Here is an 18688-nt window from a genome sequence, read left to right as displayed (position 1 = left end):
GCGCAGGCCCGGCGGCGGGGCTCCGGCCCGGGGCTCCGGTTTCGCCGGCCCCGCGACCGGCGGCATCCCGACGGTCGGCGGCGCCTCGATCGCGGCCACCCCGGCGGGCGGTACGCCGATGTTCCTGAACACGCCGCCGCAGGACGAGGCCGCGTACGGCCCGGACGGCGACCCCTACTTCGGGGGCGGTCCGCAGGCCCCCAGCGGCCCGACGAGCGGCCCCGTCACCGGCAGCAGCCCGATCGGCTCCGGTCCCGCGGGACCCGGACCCGTGGGCTCCGGTCCTGCGGGCTCCGGTCCTGCGGGCGGCAGGCCGCCCGGCGGCGGTGCCCCCGGCGGCGGTCCCTTCGGGGGCGATCCCTTCCGTGCGCCCCGCATGTCCGACGACACGGCCGTCCTGACGCCGCAGAGCCCCGGCCCGGTCGCCCCCGCCCCGCCGGCCGGCGGTCACGTCTCCGGTGACACGCTCACCAGCGGCATCCCCGTCGTTCCCTCCGGGCCCACGGGCGGCCCCGACCTGAACCCGAGGCGCCAGGAGGGGTTCTCGACCCCCGAGTTCGTCGGAGGGCAGCCGGCTCCGGCCCCCGGGCCCCGCCGTCCCGCTCCCACCTCCTCCGCCCCGGCGAAGAAGGGCCGCTCCAAGCTCCTCCTCGCGGGCGTCGGCGTGTTCGTCCTCGCCGGCATCGCCTACGGAGCGGGCCTCCTGCTCAACCACTCCGACGTCCCCAAGGGCACGACGGTCCTCGGAGTCGACATCGGCGGCGGTACGAAGGAAGAGGCGGTCAACAAGCTGGAGGCCGCACTCGGGAAGCGGGCCCACGCCCCGCTCCAGCTCAGCGTCGACGGGAAGCGGGTCGCGCTCTCCCCGGACAAGGCCGGCCTCTCCCTCGACAGCCAGGAGACCGTCCGCGCCGCAGCGGGCAGCGACTACAACCCCGTCTCCGTGATCGGCTCGCTCTTCGGCGGCGAGCGCGTCGCCGAGCCGAAGTTCCCGATCGACGAGGAGAAGCTGGCCGTCGCCCTGAGGGACGTGTCCGGCACGTCCGGCTCGGCGACCGAGGGCACGATCGTGTTCTCCCCGGGCAAGGCCACCGCCGTGGAGGGCAAGCCGGGCAAGGGCCTGGACGTCGGCCGTTCGATGATCTTCGTCAGGGACGCGTACCGCGCCCAGGTCGAGACCGGACAGACCAAGGCCGTCGAGCTGCCCGTCGTCACCCGCGAGCCGACGATCACCAAGGCAGAGCTGGACCGGGCGATGAACGAGTTCGCCAAGCCGGCCATGTCCGACCTGATCACGATCAAGGCGGGCACGAAGGAGATCAAGTTCGGCCCGGCGAGGTCCCTGCCGAAGATCCTCTCCATGAAGGCGGTCAACGGCCGCCTGGTGGAGGTCTACGACAAGAAGGCGATCGACGAGCTCCTCGACGGCGTCTTCGACGGCATCATGATCACCAAGGCCGACGGCAAGAAGCACCAGGTCTCCGCCGACGACGTCGCCTTCGTGATGCACGACGCCCTGAAGGGCAGGACCACGGCCGAGCGGACGAAGGTCATCGACCTGGACGGCCAGGGCTGACGCTCCCCGACCCTGCGCGAAGCCCCCACCCCGAAGGACCGGGTGGGGGCTTCCGCGTGGACGGATCACCCACGGAGTCCGATCACCACGTGCCCCCGTACCGCTGCCGCTTCGCCCGCAGCCACTCCTGGATCTCCTTGGTCTCGCGGGGCGAGGCCGGGCGCAGATCCGCGGCGCGCACCGTCGCCACGAAGTGCACGAACCGCACCCGCCGGTGGATGCCGTCCGCTCCGATGACCTTGCCGGGGCCGTAGACGTCGGTGCCCGTATGGGCGACGTACGTGCCCGGGCCGTAGGCGGTGTTCAATCCCGTACCTTTCGCTCTGCGTAGGGAGCCGGTCACACAGTGGCGTGGGTCACGTTACGCGCGGGACGGGCCGGGGGCTCCGAGCCTCCCCGCCCGCACCTGGTCGGTTCCCGCGGGCGCTCGAACTCCACCCGGTCGCGGTGTCGGTGACGTGGGGTTGAATCGGCGCCATGACCGAAACCGCGGCGCCGGCCGATGCCTGGGTGGACCTCGGGGCGGTGACCGCCCCGTCCGGGGTCCTCGTCCTCTGCATGGCCGGCTGGATCGACCACTGGCCGGAGGTGGGCCGACCCCTCTCCGAGCGTGCGCGGGAGGCGGCCACGCACGGCGGCGGCCACCTGTACGGGCCCGAGGGCACGGACAGCCGGCCGGAGGCCTGGACGTGCGAGGCGATCGCCGTCCCGGCGGCCGCCGACCGCGTGCTGCCGGTACGGGCCCGGACCTCCCCGTCCCCGTTCGACGGCGAACCGACCGTCTCCGTCCTGGAGGTGGATCTCGGCCTGCCCCGGCCCGAGGGCCGAGGCCCCGAGCCGGTGCTCCTGGGGGACCTGCCGGTCGACCGGTGCGGCATGGTCCTCGGCGACGCCCGGGCCCTGGACTCCTTCGTCGGCCTCGGCGGCCCGTCCCTCGACGGACTGGCCGATCTCACCTACTGGGGCAGGCACGAGGAAGAGGCGCACGCCGAGTTCGGCGGCGAGCGCATCCCGCAGACCTCCTGGGGTGATGGGCCGTACGGCCGGCTCGATCTCCCGCTGGCCGAGGCCGAGGCGATGGCCGAGCGTCTGGAGGCCTGGCTGGACGCGGGGCCGGGCAAGGGCCTCGTGTGGTCGGTCGAGCCGCACACCCACCTCTACCGGCTCCAGCGCGCCGGATGGCCCCGCCCCCTCCTCGACGGCCTGATCGACCTCGCCGGCTGCCGGGTGCTGGGCCTCGGCTGGGACGCCGGAGATCACTCCGTACGCCACCATGCCGAACGGGCCGGCGGCGGGGTCTTCCCGGCGACCCTGGAGGCCCATGCGGGCACCACGGTCCTGCGCTGGACCATCCCGCCCTGGTCCGACGACGACGAGGAGTGAGCCTCACGGGAGGCCGGGTTGCGCCCTGCCGGTCCCGCCGGGTTTCCGGCGTCCGGGTCCGGCCCAGCCCGCTGGGATCCGATCCGATCGGCCTGTTCAGACCTGTTCAGACCTGTTCTCGCCTGATCAGGCCTGATCGGGTCTGAACCGAAAGAGCACGTCCTAGTTCAGCAGCGCGCGTGCCGCCTGCGCACGGTTCCTGATCGTGGCCGCCGCGCTCGGTTCGACGGCGTCGACGACCGAGGCGTACGCCTCCATCTCCGCCGCCCCCGCCAGGAACTCGCCCCGCTGCACCAGCAGCTCCGCGTGCTCGTAGCGCAGCCGCGCCGGGTGGGAGGGCAGCAGCAGGGACAGTTCCACCGCCCACAGCGCGACGCCCGAGCGCTCCGGCCGCGGTGAGGCCCAGCCGCGGATGTTGTTCAGGATGCGCAGGACGATCTCCAGCGGGCTCGCCGGGCGCAGCATCGAGGGCTCCAGGGGCTCGCCCGTCGCGCCCGCCACCAGCAGCTCCGCGTCCATGCCCGTCATCGCCCGGCCGCCCGCGAACGGGTCCGAGAGGAGCTGGTCCGCCGGGTCGCCGAAACCCACGACGAAGTGCCCCGGGAGGCCGAGCCCGTACACCGGCGCACCGGCCCGGCGGGCCACCTCCATCCAGACGACCGAGAGCAGGATCGGCAGGCCCCGCCGGCGGCGCAGGACCTCGTGCAGCAGCGAGGACTCCAGGCGCAGGTAGTCGGCCGGTGTGCCGTGGAAGCCGTACCGCCCGCCGAGCAGCCGGGCGAGTGCCGTCATCCAGCCCGCCGGATCCCGGACGCCGTACGGCAGTTCGCCGGCGAGCCGGTCCAGTTCGATCTCCGCCGCGTCCAGGTCCGCCCGGGTCACCGACGGATCCGCCTCCGCGCCGATCAGCAGGCAGAGCCGCGCCAGGTCCGGCCGCTCCGCCCGGGCCTCCTCCGCGAACTCCTGCCGCCAGTCGGTCGCGTCGGTCACCTCGCTCACGCCTCCGCCGCTCGGTAGTGGTGGTAGTGGTGATGGACCGCGAAGTCCATGCCCTCGTACAGCGCCCGCGCCCCGCCGTTGTCCGTCTCCACCTGGAGCCAGGCCGCCGAGGCGCCCTCGTCGAGGGCGCGCCGGGCGAGCGCCGTCATGACGGCCGAGGCCAGCCCCTGGCGCCGGTACGCCGGGTCGACCTCCACCGCCATGAAGCCGGCCCAGCGGCCGTCCACCACACAGCGTCCGATGGCGGCCGGTATGTCACCCGTGCCCGGTACGGATGCGAACCACACACTCGGCCCGCTTTCCAGGACCTTGAGCACATGGGGTCCGGGCACACCCGCGCGGTTGTAGCGCCGTAGCCAGGACTCGTCCAGGGAGCGGGACAGCCGTACCCGGTCCACGTCCGCGTCCAGGTCGCCGATCGGGGCGAGGCCCGCGATCCGTACCTCCGCCGTGACCTCGCTCCGCCAGCCCCGGCGCTCCAGCTCCGCGCAGAGGAGTTCCTGCGTGCCCTCGGCGCCGGTCGCCGTCTGCACGTACGCCGGAAGACCCCGTACGGCGTACCACTCCCGCACCCGGTCGAGGGCGGAGTCCAGCGGCAGGCCGGGGTCGCCCAGCGGAAGCACCGAGTTCGCCCGCCGGGTGAATCCGGCGGCCGCCCGCAGCGTCCACCCGCCGAGCGGCTCGCTCTCCACCGGCTCCCAGGCGCGCGCGGTGGCCCGGGCCAGCTCCTCGAAGGAGGCCGCGGGACCGCGCCTGCGGGCCGGCGCGGCGGGGACGGCCTTGCCCGCGACCAGGGCGGATTCCGCGATCCGGACGCTCTGACCGTCGCGGCGTGTGATCAGCAGCACACCTTCGTCCCAGGATGTGAGAACGCCGACCGCGTCGGTGAACCTCCCGCCCGGATCGGCCGCCTCCGTCACGTACCGAACTGAGACACGTTTCCCCACGTCAGCGCGGGTGATGCGCACCTCAAGGCGCCCTCCGGCGGTGAATTCCACAGCTTGTCCGCCCCTCCTGTTCGGATCGTCCCCAAGAACGGAGATACTAGGGGCGGGCATCGACGACGCCGCGCTCCCGCGCAGACCAGCCCTACCGAGGAGGAACGACAGCGTGACCTACGTCATCGCGCAGCCTTGTGTCGACGTCAAGGACAAGGCATGCATCGAGGAGTGCCCCGTCGACTGCATCTACGAGGGCTCCCGGTCCTTGTACATCCACCCGGACGAATGCGTCGACTGTGGTGCTTGTGAGCCGGTCTGCCCGGTCGAGGCCATCTTCTACGAGGACGACACCCCGGAGGAGTGGAAGGACTACTACAAGGCGAACGTCGAGTTCTTCGACGAGCTCGGTTCGCCCGGTGGTGCCTCCAAGCTCGGCCTGATCGAGCGCGACCACCCCTTCATCGCCGCTCTGCCGCCGCAGAACGGCTGATCAACCGCCCTCGGTCCCGTACGGCCTCGCCCGCTGTACGGGACCGACGCGTTTTCCGTACGTACGAGGAAGTGAGCCAACTCGTGAGCGCAGTCTCGGGCGCCGTCTCTTCGCGCCTGCCCGTCTTCCCCTGGGACAAGCTGGAGCCGTACAAGAAGACGGCCGCCGCCCACCCGGACGGCATCGTGGACCTCTCCGTGGGCACGCCGGTCGACCCGGTTCCCGAGCTGATCCAGCGGGCGCTCGTCGCGGCCGCCGACTCGCCGGGCTATCCCACGGTGTGGGGGACCACCGCGCTGCGGGACGCGCTCACGGGCTGGTGCGAGCGGCGCCTGGGCGCGGTCGGCTTCGGCCACCGGAACGTGCTGCCGGTGGTCGGCTCCAAGGAGCTGGTGGCCTGGCTGCCGACCCAGCTGGGGCTGGTCGCCGGGGACCGGGTCGCCTACCCGCGCCTCGCCTACCCGACGTACGAGGTCGGCGCCCGGCTCTGCGGCGCCACCCCCGTCGTCTACGACGACCCCACGGAGCTGGACCCCAGCGGCCTGAAGCTGCTCTGGCTCAACTCGCCCTCCAACCCCACGGGCAAGGTCCTGGGCAGGGACGAGCTGACCCGGATCGTGGCCTGGGCGCGCGAGCACGGCGTCCTCGTCTTCTCCGACGAGTGCTACCTGGAGCTGGGCTGGGAGGCCGACCCGGTCTCCGTGCTCCACCCGGACGTCTGCGGCGGTTCGTACGAGGGCATCGTCGCCGTCCACTCGCTCTCCAAGCGCTCCAACCTGGCCGGCTACCGCGCCGCCTTCGTCGCGGGCGACGCGGACGTCCTGGCGGAGCTGCTGCTGATCCGCAAGCACGGCGGCATGATGACGCCCGCGCCCGTGCAGGCCGCCACCGTCGCGGCCCTCGGTGACGACGCGCACGTGGCCGAGCAGCGCGAGCGGTACGCGACCCGGCGCACGGCGCTGCGGGCGGCCCTGGAGGCGCACGGCTTCCGGATCGAGCACAGCGAGGCCAGCCTCTACCTGTGGGCGACCCGGGACGAGCCGTGCTGGGAGACGGTGGCCCACCTGGCCGAGAAGGGCATCCTGGTCGCGCCCGGGGACTTCTACGGGGAGGCGGGGGAGCGGTTCGTGCGCGTGGCCTTCACCGCGACCGACGAGCGCGTCGAGGCGGTGGTCAAGCGGCTCGGCTGACGGCGTGGACGCGCGAGGGCCCGGGGAGCGGACGCTCCCCGGGCCCTCGCACGTGGACGGTGGCGGTCAGCCGCCGATGGGCAGGCCGCCCAGCGACGCCACGCCCTGGGTCGGCAGGGCCTCGCCGACGGCGTCCGTCGCCGGGGCCCCGGCGGTCTCGGTGGCCTTCTTGCTCAGCTTGCCGACGGTCTTGCCGGCGACCGGCGCGGCCTTGCCGACGACCTTGCCACCGGCGTCGCCGGCGACACCGGGGGCAGCCTGCGACGCGCTGCCGACGACCTTGCCGACAGCGGCGCCGTCGAGCGAGCTGATGCCGGAGAGCGCGCCGGTGGGCGCGAGGCTGTGGTCCAGGGCGCTTGCGGAGCCGGCCGCACCGACCACGGGGGCTGCGCCGGCCGCGACGAGGAGGGCGGCGCGGGCGATCCGACGGGTCAGGGGGAGGGACATGGTGCTCCTTCGACGGAGAGGACATTGCGGTGTCCGGCGTTCGGACGCAGTGACAACCGCCGTGAGGGCGGGGGAGGTTGCGGCGACCGAAGGTAAAGAGTTGGCAATGCGTCGTATTGTCGGGCGGGGAGGAAGGCGGACGGAGACGCCGGTCCGCGGTCCGTTGCCGAACCGTCACTTCCCTTGCCCCACAACGGATCTGCCGTGGCCCGACAGGTCGGTGGGAGACCGGGTCGAAGCGGTGTCGCATGCTCCGGCCCGGGTTTACGACGTCTGACGCGACCGGGTGAATTCCCGTACGGGTGCTCGACCGTTGTGCGAGTCGCGTGCGAAGGACCGCGGCGCTTCACCGCGCCTTCCTCGGCTGCCGAGGCTTCCGCGACCGCCGGACCGACCGTGCCTAGCGCGCGAGGCGCATCCGGACGGTTCCGTCGCCCCCGTCGGCCGCGTTCATCCAGTTCCCCGAGGCATCACCCGCACGCCAGACCTTGTCCGCGTACGAGACCTCCACGATCCGCAGCTCGTCCGCCCGCGCCACCGCCCAGTGAGCGAGCTCCCAGCCCCGCTGCGCGTCCGTGCCCGTGGTCGCGCGGACGGGCACGGACAGGACGACCGAGGAGCCGCTCGCGTGCGCCCCGGCGCTGCCGGCCGTCGTCGCCGACGCCTTGGGGGCGGCCTTCTCGCCGAAGGCGCGGACCAGCTCCGCCCTGACCTTCGCCGGATCGCCCGGCCGTCCTTCCCGCGCCGCGCTCGTCGTACAGCGCAGGGCGGCCGCCGAGCGGCCCGTCAGCGCCGCCGAGAGCAGCACCGCGTCCGGCTCGTGCTTGGCGTACGCCTGCGGGAAACCACTGCGCTGCACCTTCTGCGCCGCCACGGTCAGCGGGAGCCGCGAATAGCCGGGGACCTTCGCCAGACCCTCGTAGAACTTCCCCGAGGAGTACACCGGGTCCAGGATCTGCTCCGGGGTGCCCCAGCCCTGCGAGGGGCGCTGCTGGAAGAGCCCGAGCGAATCACGGTCGCCGTGCTCGATGTTGCGCAGCGCCGACTCCTGGAGCGCCGTCGCCAGTGCGATGGTCACCGCCCGCTCCGGCATCCGGCGGGTGGTGCCCACGGCCGAGATCGTGGCGGCGTTCGAGGCCTGCTCCGGGGTGAACTCGTACGTGTTCTCGCCACTGCCCACACTGCACCCGGGAGCACCCTTGGAACCCGTGATGTAGTGCACGGCCACATAGGCGGCCAGGCCGAGGAGCACGGCGAAGGCGGCCGTGAACCTGGCGAGGCGGGCGCGGGGGGCGGGGCGCATGGGCTCGGACACGCGCCCCACCGTACTGGAGCCCGCGTTAGGGTCGGCACATGGCTGACTTCGCTCCTCTCGACACCCCGCTCGACCTCACGCTGGACGGTCCGGCGCTCACCGCCGCGCTCATCGACTTCCCCTCCGTCAGCGGGACCGAGAAGCCGCTCGCCGACGCGATCGAGCAGGCGCTGCGCCTCCTGCCGCACCTCACCGTCGACCGGTACGGCAACAACGTCGTGGCCCGGACGAACCTCGGCCGCGCGGAGCGCGTCGTCCTCGCCGGACACATCGACACCGTCCCGATCGCCGACAACGTGCCCTCGCGCCTCGACGAGAACGGCATCCTGTGGGGCTGCGGCACCTCCGACATGAAGTCGGGCGTCGCCGTCCAGCTCCGCGTCGCCGCCACCGTCCCCGAGCCCAACCGCGACCTCACCTTCGTCTTCTACGACAACGAGGAGGTCGCCGCCCACCTCAACGGCCTCGGGAAGGTCGCCGAGGCGCACCCGGACTGGCTGGAGGCCGACTTCGCCGTGCTCCTCGAACCCTCCGACGCCCAGGTCGAGGGAGGCTGCCAGGGCACCCTGCGGGTCCTCCTGCGCACGGAGGGCGAGCGCGCCCACTCCGCCCGCTCCTGGATGGGCTCCAACGCCATCCACGCGGCGGCCCCCATCCTGGCCAGGCTCGCCGCCTACGAGCCGCGCAGGCCCGTCATCGACGGCCTGGAGTACCACGAGGGCCTCAACGCGGTACGGATCGAGGGCGGCGTAGCCAACAACGTCATCCCCGACGCCTGCACGGTCGTCGTCAACTACCGCTACGCCCCCGACCGCTCGCCGGCCGAGGCCCTGGCCCACGTCCACGAGGTCTTCGCCGACTGCGGTGTCGCCGAGTTCGTGGTCGACGACGAGAGCGGCGGCGCCCTGCCCGGCCTCTCCCACCCGGCGGCCGCCGCCTTCATGAAGGCCGTCGGCGGCACCGCCCAGCCCAAGTTCGGCTGGACCGACGTCGCCCGCTTCAGCGCCCTCGGGGTGCCCGCCGTCAACTACGGCCCCGGTGACCCGTTGTACGCGCACAAGCGCGACGAGCACGTGAGCGTCGACAGGATCAGCCACTGCGAGGCGCGGCTCCGCGACTGGCTCACCGCCTGACAGCCGTCATTTCGCTCTTTGTCACGTCAATGGACCTACCCTGACCGGACCGGAAGATCAGTGGATCGCTGGAGGGAGCAGGGCATGGGTAATCCCGAGGGAGCGTCGAAGCCGGAGGAGCAGCGTTTGGGACCGGTGTTGAGGCGCCGGGACCAGATCCAGCCGGGCACCACGGATCAGCGTCTGCTGGACACCGAGGGCGACTCGGAGTGGGTGCACACCGACCCCTGGCGGGTCATGCGGATCCAGTCCGAGTTCGTGGAGGGCTTCGGCGCGCTCGCCGAACTGCCGAGCGCGATCAGCGTCTTCGGCTCGGCCCGCACCAAGCCGGACTCGCCCGAGTACGACGCGGGCGTGCGCCTCGGCCGCGCGCTGGTCCAGGCCGGCTTCGCGGTGATCACGGGCGGCGGCCCCGGCGCGATGGAGGCGGCGAACAAGGGCGCGCGGGAGGCCAAGGGCATCTCGGTGGGCCTGGGCATCGAGCTCCCCTTCGAGCAGGGGCTCAACCCGCACGTCGACATCGGCGTGAACTTCCGCTACTTCTTCGTCCGCAAGACGATGTTCGTGAAGTACGCCCAGGGGTTCGTGGTGCTCCCCGGCGGCCTCGGCACCCTGGACGAACTCTTCGAGGCCCTCACCCTCGTCCAGACCCGCAAGGTGACCCGCTTCCCGATCGTCCTGTTCGGCTCGGAGTACTGGAAGGGCCTGGTCGACTGGCTCCGCGACTCGGTGGTGGCGGGCGGCAAGGCGTCGGAACGGGACCTCCTGCTGTTCCACGTGACGGACGACGTGGACGAGGCGGTGGCGCTGGTGTCGAAGGAGACCGGGCGGTAGCTGCCGGGCGCGGGGCGCCCGGCGCCCCGCGCTACGCCAGCCCTCGGCGCGCCACAGCCGGCGGGCGGTGGCCCGCGATGGACGCCACCATGTCGAGCACCTGGCGCGTCTCCGCCACCTCGTGCACCCGGTACACCCGCGCACCGAGCCACGCGGACACGGCCGTCGTCGCCAGCGTCCCGAGGACGCGCTCCTTCACCGGCCGGTCCAGGGTCTCCCCGACGAAGTCCTTGTTGGACAGGGAGACGAGCACCGGCCACCCCGTCTCCGCCATCTCCCCGAGCCGCCGGGTCGCCTCCAGGCTGTGCCGGGTGTTCTTCCCGAAGTCGTGACCCGGGTCGATCATGATGCCGTCCCGCCGCACCCCCAGCCCGACCGCCCGCTCGGCCAGCCCCAGGGTCACCCGGAGGATGTCGGCCATCACGTCCTCGTACGCGACCCGGTGCGGCCGCGTCCGGGGCTCCGCGCCGCCGGCGTGGGTGCACACGAGCCCCGCGCCGTAGCGGGCCGCCACCTCGGCGAGGCGGGGGTCCACCCCTCCCCAGGCGTCGTTCAGAACGTCCGCACCGGCCTCGCAGACCGCCTCCCCGACATCGGCGCGCCAGGTGTCGACGCTGATGACGACGTCCGGATGGCGCCGTCGTACCTCCGCCACGAAACCGACCGTGCGGCGCGCCTCCTCCTGGGCCGTCACCTCCTCGCCGGGTCCGGCCTTGACCCCGCCGATGTCGATGATGGCGGCGCCCTCGGCCACCGCCTGCTCGACACGGGCCAGAGCGGGCTCGTCGCGGAAGGTGGCGCCCTGGTCGTAGAAGGAATCCGGCGTCCGGTTCACGATCGCCATGATCACCGGCTCGTGCGGCCCGAATTCACGCCGTCCCAAGCGCAGCATCCCTTATGTCCTCCCTCGCGTCCGTTCGCCTGCGACCCTAACTGTCGGTGGCACGTGGCACGATCGGCACGGGACGATTTCCACTCCGGGGAGAGGCGCGCTGTGTTCTGGTTCTTGCTGATCGCGATGGTCGTGGTCGTCGCGGCCGTCACCCTCGCGGTGGTCGGCGGTGGTGACAGTGAGGTGCTGCCCGAGGTGGCACCGGAGCAGTTGGTGGACCCCCTCCCGATGAACCGCCCGGTCGACCGCGCCGACGTCGAGGCGCTCCGCCTGCCGGTGGCGCCGCGCGGCTACCGCATGGCGGACGTGGACGACGTCCTCGGCCGCCTGGGCGCCGAGATCGAGGAGCGGGACGCGCGGATCGCCGAGCTGCAGGCCGCCCTCGCGGGCGGACGCCAGGAGCCGGACCCGTCGCCGCGGACGGACGAGGACCGATGACCGGCGCGGCGATCCCCGGCCCGGACGGCCTGCTGCGCTGCCCGTGGGGCCTGTCCGCCCCGGACTACGTCACGTACCACGACGAGGAGTGGGGCCGGCCCGTCCACGGCGACGACGCGCTGTTCGAGCGGCTGTGCCTGGAGGCGTTCCAGTCCGGACTGTCGTGGATCACGATCCTGCGCCGTCGCGAAGGTTTCCGCCGGGCCTTCGCCGACTTCAAGATCGCCTCGGTGGCGGAGTTCGGCGAGCGGGACCGGGAGCGTCTGCTCGCGGACGAGGGCATCATCCGCAACCGGGCGAAGATCGACGCGACCATGGCGAACGCGAAGGCGCTCGTGGAGTGGGCACCGGGTGAACTGGACGCGCTGATCTGGTCCTACGCCCCGGACCCGGCGACCCGCCAGGCCCCGCCGACGACGGCGGACGTCCCCGCGGTGACGGACGAGTCGACGGCCCTGTCCAAGGCGCTGAAGCAGCGCGGCCTGCGGTTCATCGGCCCGACGACCGCCTACGCACTGATGCAGGCGTGCGGTCTGGTCGACGACCATGTGCAGGGCTGCGTGGCGAGACGCCCGTCCCGCTAGCCGCCCGCGCCGGATGCCCGGCGTCCGGACGCCCCGGGCCGGGGCGCCGCCCTGCGCGCGGGCCCGGCCCGATCGAGGAGACGGCCTTCCAGAGGGCGCCTCGCCGATCTTGCCGGGCTCGCTGATCCGGCCCGATCGACGAGAGAGCCCTCTAGCGGCCCACGTACTTCGGGCGCTCCTTCGCCAGGAACGCCTGGACCGCGATCGTGTGGTCCTCCGAGGCGCCCGCCTTCGTCTGGAGCTCGTCCTCCTTCTCCAGCGCCTCCGCCAGCGAGTGGTCCGCCCCGAACGCCAGCGACTCCTTCAGCGCCGCGTACGCCACCGTCGGGCCCTCGGCCAGCGCGCGGGCCACGGCCTTCGCCTCGGTGGCCAGATCGGCGGCGGGGACCAGCTTGTTCACGATGCCCAGCTCGTACGCCTCCTGCGCGGTGATCGAGCGCGGGAAGAGCAGCAGGTCCGATGCCCGGCTCGCCCCGATCAGCCGCGGCAGCGTCCACGACATGCCCGAGTCCGCGGTCAACGCGACACCCGCGAAGGAGGTGTTGAACTTGACCGTGTCGGCGACCACCCGGTAGTCCGCCGCCAGCGCGAAGCCGAAGCCCGCCCCCGCCGCCACCCCGTTCACGCCGGCCACGACCGGCTTCTTCATACCGGTCAGCGCCTTGACGATCGGGTTGTAGTGGTCCCGGACCGTGTTCATGGTGGCCTGGGTGCCGGACTCCTTGTCCGTCATCAGCAGCCCCACGTGCTCCTTGAGATCCTGGCCCACGCAGAAGGCCCGATCGCCCGCGGCCGTCAGCAGCACCGCCCGAACGGCCGTGTCCGCCGCGGCCGCCTCCACCGCGTCCCGAAGCGCGACTTTCGCCTCGACGTTCATCGCGTTCATGGCCTCGGGCCGGTTGAGCGTGATCGTGGCGAGCCCGTCGCTCACTTCGTACAGCACGGTGTCGGCCATCGCGGCTTCCCTTCGCGTCTTTGCGTCCCTGACCCTCCCCCAGCTTCGCGGAGGGACCCCCAGCATGGCGGAGATCACGCACCCCGTGCATGTGACCTGCGTCAAAGGCAGGCCGTGAAGTGGGGGCGAAGTGGCGGCGAAGTATCGCAGCCCGATCGCCGAAATAGACGGTTTTGCGGGAGCGCGTTGCGCAAGCGATGCCTACCGATGTTGGTCATCGGGTCCTGTGATGCGGGATAATGACCTGGAAGCAATGTGTTCGATGCCGGTGACGTGTGCTCCTCATCAGGGGCCGTCGGCTGACGATGAGCTGGTTTCAGGAAGGGGAACGAGCATGGCGGCCATGAAGCCGCGGACGGGCGACGGCCCGCTCGAGGTGACAAAGGAGGGGCGGGGCATCGTCATGCGCGTTCCGCTCGAAGGCGGCGGTCGGCTTGTCGTCGAGCTGACGCCGGACGAGGCCGAAGCCCTCGGCGACGCCCTGAAGCAGGTAGTCGGCTGACGCGACAAGCCAGGATTGTCCACTCCTGCCCCGGCACGGTACGCACCGTGCCGGGGCAGGAGTGTGTAAAGGCTCGGGACGTGGCCCAGAACTGCGTTGCACGGGCCGTACGGCCCTTTGAGGCCCTTGGGGCCCGTGTGGCGGCAGGGCCCCCGTCCGGGCCCCGTGGACCCCGTCAGCCGAGCCGCACCGCACACAGCAGGCCGTCGCCCACCGGCAGCAGTGACGGCAGCAGCTCCTGGCTCTCCCGGACCGCGCGCAGCAGCTCCCGTACCCGCAGCACCTCCGCGGGCTGCGCCGCCCCGTCGACCGTGCGGCCCTCCGAGAAGACGCCCTCGAAGCAGACCAGACCTCCCGGTCGCAGCAGGCGCAACGATTCAGCGAGATAGTCCAGGGACTCCAGCCGGTCGCCGTCGCAGAACACCAGGTCGTATCCGCCGTCCGCGAGCCGGGGCAGTACGTCCAGGGCGCGGCCGGGGATGAAACGCGCCCGGTTCCCGGCGAAGCCGGCCGCCCGGAACGCCGTCTTGGCGAACTGCTGGCGCTCCGGCTCCAGGTCCACCGTCGTCAGGACCCCGTCCGGCCGCATCCCGTTCAGCAGATAGATGCCGGACACGCCCGTGCCGGTACCGATCTCGGCCACCGCTTTCGCGTCCGCCGCGGCCGCCAGCAGGCGCAGAGCGGCGCCGGTGCCCGGTGACACCGAGGGCACCCCTGCCTCCCGGGCCCGGTCACGGGCCCAGCGCAGCGCTTCGTCCTCGGCGACAAAGGCGTCGGCGAACGCCCAGCTCGTCTGCCGGTTGGCGGTAATGGCCCTCTCCTGTCCCCATAGTTGGCGCAACGGTGACTGTATCCGCTGCACGCGGGAACCCGCAGATGGGACCGCGCGTTCACAGAGGGCAGGACGCGACACGCGGCGCCGTTGGCCCGGCCCAAATTCGCGTAAAGATTCTTATCCGGAGCTAACGGGCGAGGTGGCTATGGTAGGGGCTCCACTGGACACCACCAGAGCCGACAGGGGAGGTGCGGCTGCGCCTGTGGATCGGAGAGGAGTGCTGCGGCGCCTTCTCGGGTCGGCGGGTGAGCCGAAATCCGTGACCGACACCGCTGACCGTTTCCACACCGCCGACTCCGCTCCCACCACGGCGACCTTCGCATCGGATGCGGAATCGCAGGCGTGGACTCCGCCCACATGGGAGGAGATCGTCAGCACGCACAGTGGCCGGGTCTATCGCCTCGCCTACCGGCTGACCGGCAACCAGCACGACGCCGAGGACCTCACCCAGGAGGTCTTCGTCCGCGTCTTCCGCTCGCTGTCGACGTACACGCCGGGCACCTTCGAGGGCTGGCTGCACCGCATCACCACCAACCTCTTCCTCGACATGGTCCGCCGCAAGCAGCGGATCCGGTTCGACGCGCTCGCCGACGACGCCGCCGAGCGGCTCCCGAGCCGCGAGCCCTCGCCGCAGCAGGTGTTCAACGACACCCACTTCGACGCCGACGTCCAGCAGGCCCTCGACACGCTCGCGCCCGAGTTCCGGGCCGCGGTCGTCCTCTGCGACATCGAGGGACTCTCCTACGAGGAGATCGCCGCCACCCTCGGCGTGAAGCTCGGCACGGTCCGCAGCCGTATCCACCGGGGTCGTTCGCATCTGCGCAAGGCGTTGAAGCACCGTTCGCCCGAGGCCCGGGCGGAGCGCGCGCTGGCCGCAGTCGGCTGGGAGGGCGGAACGGCGTGAGCACCACTCCTGCCGGCCCGACCCCTGCGGAGCAGCACCTCGGGGACCGGCTCGCCGCGCTGGTCGACGGGGAGCTCGGCCACGACGCCCGCGAGCGGGTCCTCGCGCACCTCGCGACCTGCGCCAAATGCAAGGCGGAGGCCGACGCCCAGCGCACGCTGAAGAGCGTCTTCGCCTCCACCGCACCCCCTCCGCCCTCGGAGGGGCTGCTCGCCCGTCTCCAGGGGCTGCCCGGGGGGCCCGGTGGTCCGGGGGGTGACGATCGACGGGGGGGACCCTTCGACGACCTCTTCGGGCTGGGCCCGGCGGGCGGGGTGAAGTCCGACGGCTTCGCCACGGCTGCGGTCTCCCCGCACACCGGCTTCCGTATCCACGACGTCGGACGGCCCGACCACGACCGCTCCTCCTGGCGCGGTCGGCGCTTCGGCATCGCCGCGGCCAGCGCGGTCTCCTTCGCCGCCATCGCTCTCGGCGGCGCCCTGCCGCTGGAGTCGACGGTGAGCGCGGGCGCCCGAGGCGAAGGCACGGGCAGCAATGTGACCCCGCTGCGGGCCGCGGCCACCGGCGGCGGTACCGGTGGCCTTTCGGGTCAGGGTGCGGGTACGGGCGCGAACGTGGGCACGTCCACCGGGCGGGGCCAGCGATCGGGGGACCGGGCGGTCTCCGACACCTCGGGGACCCCGATCGGCGTGGGCTCGACGCCCGGCACCGTGGTGCCCGGACCCCTCGTGCCCGGTGTGGCGACGCCCGCCGTGGCCGTCCGGCTCCAGGGTCCGGTCCCGCACTCGCTGCTGGCGTTCTCTCCCTTCATACGCCCCACGGGACCCGCACTCCAGCTGGGCCTCACACCCGGGGCGAGCACGTTCGGCGGGCATGCGACCGGGCCGGCGCCGACCCAGCGCACGGCTCCGAGCTCGTCGGCGATGCCGCTCACCTCCCAACGCTGACCGCGGACCTGGTTGAATCCTGGTCACGGGCGCCCGACGCAGGGGCGCGGACCGGCCAGCTGTTGCGGGGAGAGCATGAACGACGGGAAGCCCACCGGCCAGAAGCCGAAGTGGTGGAGCCGGCCTACGAGTACGCCGCCGGCTGGGGGTGCCCCCGGGCGGAGCCCGGGGCCGATAGCGGGGCCGCCGGTCGTGGACGAGGGAGACTTCACCCTGGCCGCGCCCGTGGCACCCGACACCCCGCCCGGCGCCCCCGAGGGGGCGCAGGCTCCCGAGCTCCCCGAGGCGGCGGAGGGTCCCGAGGCCGCGGGGGCCGCCGAGGCCCCTGAGGCCCAGGTCCCGGCCCCCGCTCCCGTACCGCAGCAGCAGTCGCAGGCGCAGCCGCTTCACGAGCCCGACGAGTACCGGACCCCGCCCTACGGTGGGCCCGGCCCGTGGGCGCCCGCCCCACCCGTGCAGCGGCCGGTGGCCGCGTCGGCCCACGGTGCCCCCGTGCCCCCGCAGCCCGTGGCGCCCGCGCAGTGGGTGCAGTACGACCCCTGGGGGGCGCCGGGTGCCCCGCTGACCCTCGCGGCCGAGTCGCCCGCCAAGCCCCGCCGGTCGCGGCGCGGGCTGGTGCTCGCCGGCGCGCTGGCCTTCGCCCTCGTCACGGGCGGCCTCGGCGGCGCCGTCGGCGCGTACGTCGAGCGCAACGGCGGCATCACCACCATCGAGCTGCCCCAGGCCGGTCCCGAGGACTCCGGCCGCGCACCCGACAGCGTCGCCGGGATCGCGGCCAGCGCGCTGCCCAGCGTGGTCACCCTCCACGTCAGCGGCGGCGGTGCCTCCGGCACCGGTACCGGCTTCGTCCTGGACACCCAGGGCCACATCCTGACCAACCATCACGTGGTGGACGCGGCGGCCGCCTCCGGCGACATCTCGGTCACCTTCAGCAGCGGCGAGACGGCGAGCGCCAAGCTGGTCGGCAAGGACAGCGGCTACGACCTGGCCGTCGTCCGGGTCACCGGGGTCTCCAACCTCAAGCCCCTGCCGCTCGGCAACTCCGACAACGTCCGGGTCGGTGATCCGGTCGTCGCCATCGGCGCCCCCTTCGACCTCCAGAACACCGTCACCTCCGGCATCATCAGCGCCAAGGAACGGCCCATCACGGCCGGCGGCGAGAAGGGCGACGGCAGTGACGTCAGCTATGTCGACGCCCTGCAGACCGACGCACCGATAAACCCGGGCAATTCGGGCGGGCCGTTGGTCGATTCCAAGGCCCGGGTGATCGGGATCAACAGCGCCATCCGCGCCGCAGGTGACGGCTCGGGCGGCGAGGGCGGCGGCCAGTCCGGTTCCATCGGGCTGGGTTTCGCCATCCCCATCAACCAGGGCAAGCGCGTCGCCGAGGAGCTCATCAACACCGGCAAGGCCACGCACCCCGTCATCGGTGTGAGCCTCGACATGCAGTTCAACGGCGACGGCGCCCGCGTCGGTGAGAAGGGCAAGGACGGCACCGCCTCGGTCACCCCCGGCGGCCCGGCCGCCCAGGCGGGCATCCGGCCCGGCGACGTGATCACCAAGGTCGACGGCCAGCGGGTCCACAGCGGCGAGGAGCTGATCGTGAAGATCCGCGCCCATCGCCCGGGCGACAAGCTGGAGCTGACGCTGTTGCGCGGAGGCAAAGAGCAGACCAAGACGTTGACGCTGGGTTCCTCGCAGGGCACCTGAGTGCCATGTGGGAGACGCCGCAAGGTACCCGCCCGGCTGTTTCGGCGGGTACCGTGGAGCGGGCCCCGGACCCGGTGTAAGGAGCAGCAAGGTGTTCAACGACCTAGGCATACTCGAGCTCGTGACGCTCGTGGTCCTCGCCGTGCTCATTTTCGGCCCGGAGAAGCTGCCGAAGGTCATTCAGGACGTCTCGCGCTTCGTCCGCAAGGTCCGCGACTTCTCGGAGAGCGCGAAGCACGACATCCGCACCGAGTTGGGGCCGGAGTTCAAGGACTTCGAGTTCGAGGACCTCAACCCGAAGACGTTCCTCCGCAAGCAGCTGGAGGGGAACGAGGACCTCAAGGAGCTGAAGGAGCTGCGCAGCAGCTTCGACCTCAAGAAGGAGATGAACGAGGTCGCCGACGCGGTGCACGGCCGTGACGCCGAATCCGCCGTGTCCTCCGCGCCCGCAGTGTCCTCCGTTCCGGCGGCCGTCGGGGGCACCTCCGGTGCCGAAGGCCACGGGGGAGGCTCGCCCGACCTGCTCAAGAAGCAGGACAAGCCGGCCGCCGGCGAGCGGCCGCCGTACGACTCCGACGCGACCTGACGACCTGGGCTGACACGACCTGACGGG

At 72.6% G+C, this 18688-nt stretch carries 20 protein-coding genes and 1 pseudogene; 13 read left to right on the top strand and 8 right to left on the bottom strand.

Annotation, left to right across the window (positions count from 1 at the left end):
• Nucleotides 1–1576, top strand: a pseudogene (locus tag J7E93_RS25090) (hypothetical protein); the annotation flags it as partial.
• Nucleotides 1577–1658: 82 nt separating this feature from the next.
• Here the strand turns inward: J7E93_RS25090 and J7E93_RS25085 are convergent.
• Entirely contained in the window at nucleotides 1659–1883 is a 225-nt protein-coding gene (locus J7E93_RS25085) for a hypothetical protein (RefSeq protein WP_215072205.1), read from the bottom strand.
• Between the two features lie 170 nt (nucleotides 1884–2053).
• On the opposite strand from J7E93_RS25085, the gene J7E93_RS25080 reads away from it, so the two are divergent.
• Nucleotides 2054–2959, top strand: a complete 906-nt coding sequence (locus tag J7E93_RS25080) for a hypothetical protein (RefSeq protein WP_215072204.1) — start codon at nucleotides 2054–2056, stop codon at nucleotides 2957–2959.
• Nucleotides 2960–3121: 162 nt separating this feature from the next.
• Here J7E93_RS25080 and J7E93_RS25075 read toward each other — a convergent pair whose 3' ends face one another.
• Nucleotides 3122–3958, bottom strand: coding sequence for a transglutaminase-like domain-containing protein (locus J7E93_RS25075; protein WP_308368776.1), 837 nt, complete (start codon nucleotides 3956–3958; stop codon nucleotides 3122–3124).
• The gene (locus tag J7E93_RS25070; RefSeq protein WP_215072203.1) at nucleotides 3955–4956 is read right to left on the bottom strand and encodes a GNAT family N-acetyltransferase; all 1002 of its coding nucleotides are present in this window, start codon (nucleotides 4954–4956) and stop codon (nucleotides 3955–3957) included. Before J7E93_RS25070 ends, J7E93_RS25075 begins: the two co-directional genes overlap by 4 nt.
• Nucleotides 4957–5068: 112 nt before the next feature.
• Between J7E93_RS25070 and fdxA the strand changes: the two genes are divergently transcribed.
• Nucleotides 5069–5389, top strand: coding sequence for a ferredoxin (gene fdxA / locus J7E93_RS25065; RefSeq protein ID WP_003985062.1), 321 nt, complete (start codon nucleotides 5069–5071; stop codon nucleotides 5387–5389).
• A gap of 83 nt (nucleotides 5390–5472) precedes the next feature.
• On the top strand, nucleotides 5473–6579 hold the full coding sequence (locus tag J7E93_RS25060; protein ID WP_215072202.1) for a bifunctional succinyldiaminopimelate transaminase/glutamate-prephenate aminotransferase: 1107 nt from the start codon (nucleotides 5473–5475) through the stop codon (nucleotides 6577–6579).
• A gap of 66 nt (nucleotides 6580–6645) precedes the next feature.
• Here the strand turns inward: J7E93_RS25060 and J7E93_RS25055 are convergent, their stop codons facing one another.
• On the bottom strand, nucleotides 6646–7026 hold the full coding sequence (locus tag J7E93_RS25055) for an ATP-binding protein (RefSeq protein WP_215072201.1): 381 nt from the start codon (nucleotides 7024–7026) through the stop codon (nucleotides 6646–6648).
• Between the two features lie 400 nt (nucleotides 7027–7426).
• Complete coding sequence (locus J7E93_RS25050) at nucleotides 7427–8350, bottom strand: hypothetical protein (protein WP_374105429.1); 924 nt, start codon at nucleotides 8348–8350, stop codon at nucleotides 7427–7429.
• Nucleotides 8351–8379: 29 nt separating this feature from the next.
• Between J7E93_RS25050 and dapE the strand changes: the two genes are divergently transcribed.
• Both dapE and J7E93_RS25040 read left to right on the top strand, forming a co-directional pair.
• Complete coding sequence (dapE, locus tag J7E93_RS25045) at nucleotides 8380–9474, top strand: succinyl-diaminopimelate desuccinylase (RefSeq protein ID WP_215072200.1); 1095 nt, start codon at nucleotides 8380–8382, stop codon at nucleotides 9472–9474.
• Between the two features lie 84 nt (nucleotides 9475–9558).
• On the top strand, nucleotides 9559–10308 hold the full coding sequence (locus J7E93_RS25040; RefSeq protein ID WP_215072199.1) for a TIGR00730 family Rossman fold protein: 750 nt from the start codon (nucleotides 9559–9561) through the stop codon (nucleotides 10306–10308).
• A 31-nt stretch (nucleotides 10309–10339) separates the two neighbouring features.
• Here J7E93_RS25040 and folP read toward each other — a convergent pair whose 3' ends face one another.
• Nucleotides 10340–11200: a dihydropteroate synthase gene (folP, locus tag J7E93_RS25035; protein ID WP_215072198.1), complete on the bottom strand. Its 861-nt coding sequence runs from the start codon at nucleotides 11198–11200 to the stop codon at nucleotides 10340–10342.
• A gap of 102 nt (nucleotides 11201–11302) precedes the next feature.
• Between folP and J7E93_RS25030 the strand changes: the two genes are divergently transcribed.
• Both J7E93_RS25030 and J7E93_RS25025 read left to right on the top strand, forming a co-directional pair.
• Nucleotides 11303–11638 carry a DivIVA domain-containing protein gene (locus tag J7E93_RS25030; protein WP_215072197.1) on the top strand — a complete coding sequence of 112 codons (336 nt, stop codon included), beginning with the start codon at nucleotides 11303–11305 and terminating at the stop codon, nucleotides 11636–11638.
• A complete protein-coding gene (locus J7E93_RS25025) occupies nucleotides 11635–12222 on the top strand; it encodes a DNA-3-methyladenine glycosylase I (RefSeq protein WP_215072196.1) in 588 nt (195 codons plus the stop codon). The genes J7E93_RS25030 and J7E93_RS25025 overlap by 4 nt, the downstream gene beginning before the upstream one ends.
• 151 nt (nucleotides 12223–12373) lie before the next feature.
• Here J7E93_RS25025 and J7E93_RS25020 read toward each other — a convergent pair whose 3' ends face one another.
• Nucleotides 12374–13177, bottom strand: coding sequence for an enoyl-CoA hydratase/isomerase family protein (locus J7E93_RS25020; protein WP_215072195.1), 804 nt, complete (start codon nucleotides 13175–13177; stop codon nucleotides 12374–12376).
• Nucleotides 13178–13511: 334 nt separating this feature from the next.
• Here J7E93_RS25020 and J7E93_RS25015 point away from each other — a divergent pair, with 334 nt between their 5' ends.
• Complete coding sequence (locus J7E93_RS25015; protein ID WP_006346801.1) at nucleotides 13512–13679, top strand: DUF3117 domain-containing protein; 168 nt, start codon at nucleotides 13512–13514, stop codon at nucleotides 13677–13679.
• 175 nt (nucleotides 13680–13854) lie between these two features.
• Here the strand turns inward: J7E93_RS25015 and J7E93_RS25010 are convergent, their stop codons facing one another.
• Nucleotides 13855–14520 (bottom strand): O-methyltransferase, encoded by a 666-nt coding sequence (locus tag J7E93_RS25010; RefSeq protein WP_215072207.1) that lies wholly within the window; start codon nucleotides 14518–14520, stop codon nucleotides 13855–13857.
• A 139-nt stretch (nucleotides 14521–14659) separates the two neighbouring features.
• Here J7E93_RS25010 and sigE point away from each other — a divergent pair, with 139 nt between their 5' ends.
• From sigE to J7E93_RS24990, 4 genes are all read left to right on the top strand, one after another.
• Entirely contained in the window at nucleotides 14660–15418 is a 759-nt protein-coding gene (gene sigE / locus J7E93_RS25005) for an RNA polymerase sigma factor SigE (protein WP_215072194.1), read from the top strand.
• The gene (locus J7E93_RS25000; RefSeq protein WP_215072193.1) at nucleotides 15415–16365 is read left to right on the top strand and encodes an anti-sigma factor; all 951 of its coding nucleotides are present in this window, start codon (nucleotides 15415–15417) and stop codon (nucleotides 16363–16365) included. Before sigE ends, J7E93_RS25000 begins: the two co-directional genes overlap by 4 nt.
• Before the next feature lie 75 nt (nucleotides 16366–16440).
• A complete protein-coding gene (locus J7E93_RS24995; protein ID WP_215072192.1) occupies nucleotides 16441–18075 on the top strand; it encodes a trypsin-like peptidase domain-containing protein in 1635 nt (544 codons plus the stop codon).
• A gap of 91 nt (nucleotides 18076–18166) precedes the next feature.
• Complete coding sequence (locus tag J7E93_RS24990) at nucleotides 18167–18661, top strand: sec-independent translocase (RefSeq protein WP_215072191.1); 495 nt, start codon at nucleotides 18167–18169, stop codon at nucleotides 18659–18661.
• The last annotated feature ends 27 nt before the right edge of the window (nucleotides 18662–18688 follow it).

Origin of the sequence: Streptomyces sp. ISL-36 (genome assembly GCF_018614205.1) — a bacterium.
Classification (GTDB): Bacteria; Actinomycetota; Actinomycetes; order Streptomycetales; family Streptomycetaceae; genus Streptomyces.
The sequence above is the reverse complement of the archived record's forward strand: the minus strand, read 5'-3'. Positions and strand labels throughout refer to the sequence as shown.

What these genes read in the sequence shown, in the direction of transcription:
- sigE (WP_215072194.1), top strand. Translation starts at nt 14,660, where the DNA reads ATGGTAGGGGCTCCACTGGACACCACCAGAGCCGACAGGGGAGGTGCG.
- dapE (WP_215072200.1), top strand. Translation starts at nt 8,380, where the DNA reads ATGGCTGACTTCGCTCCTCTCGACACCCCGCTCGACCTCACGCTGGAC.
- J7E93_RS25080 (WP_215072204.1), top strand. Translation starts at nt 2,054, where the DNA reads ATGACCGAAACCGCGGCGCCGGCCGATGCCTGGGTGGACCTCGGGGCG.
- J7E93_RS25025 (WP_215072196.1), top strand. Translation starts at nt 11,635, where the DNA reads ATGACCGGCGCGGCGATCCCCGGCCCGGACGGCCTGCTGCGCTGCCCG.
- J7E93_RS25020 (WP_215072195.1), bottom strand. Translation starts at nt 13,177, where the DNA reads ATGGCCGACACCGTGCTGTACGAAGTGAGCGACGGGCTCGCCACGATC.
- J7E93_RS25040 (WP_215072199.1), top strand. Translation starts at nt 9,559, where the DNA reads ATGGGTAATCCCGAGGGAGCGTCGAAGCCGGAGGAGCAGCGTTTGGGA.
- folP (WP_215072198.1), bottom strand. Translation starts at nt 11,200, where the DNA reads ATGCTGCGCTTGGGACGGCGTGAATTCGGGCCGCACGAGCCGGTGATC.
- J7E93_RS25055 (WP_215072201.1), bottom strand. Translation starts at nt 7,026, where the DNA reads ATGTCCCTCCCCCTGACCCGTCGGATCGCCCGCGCCGCCCTCCTCGTC.
- J7E93_RS25015 (WP_006346801.1), top strand. Translation starts at nt 13,512, where the DNA reads ATGGCGGCCATGAAGCCGCGGACGGGCGACGGCCCGCTCGAGGTGACA.
- J7E93_RS24995 (WP_215072192.1), top strand. Translation starts at nt 16,441, where the DNA reads ATGAACGACGGGAAGCCCACCGGCCAGAAGCCGAAGTGGTGGAGCCGG.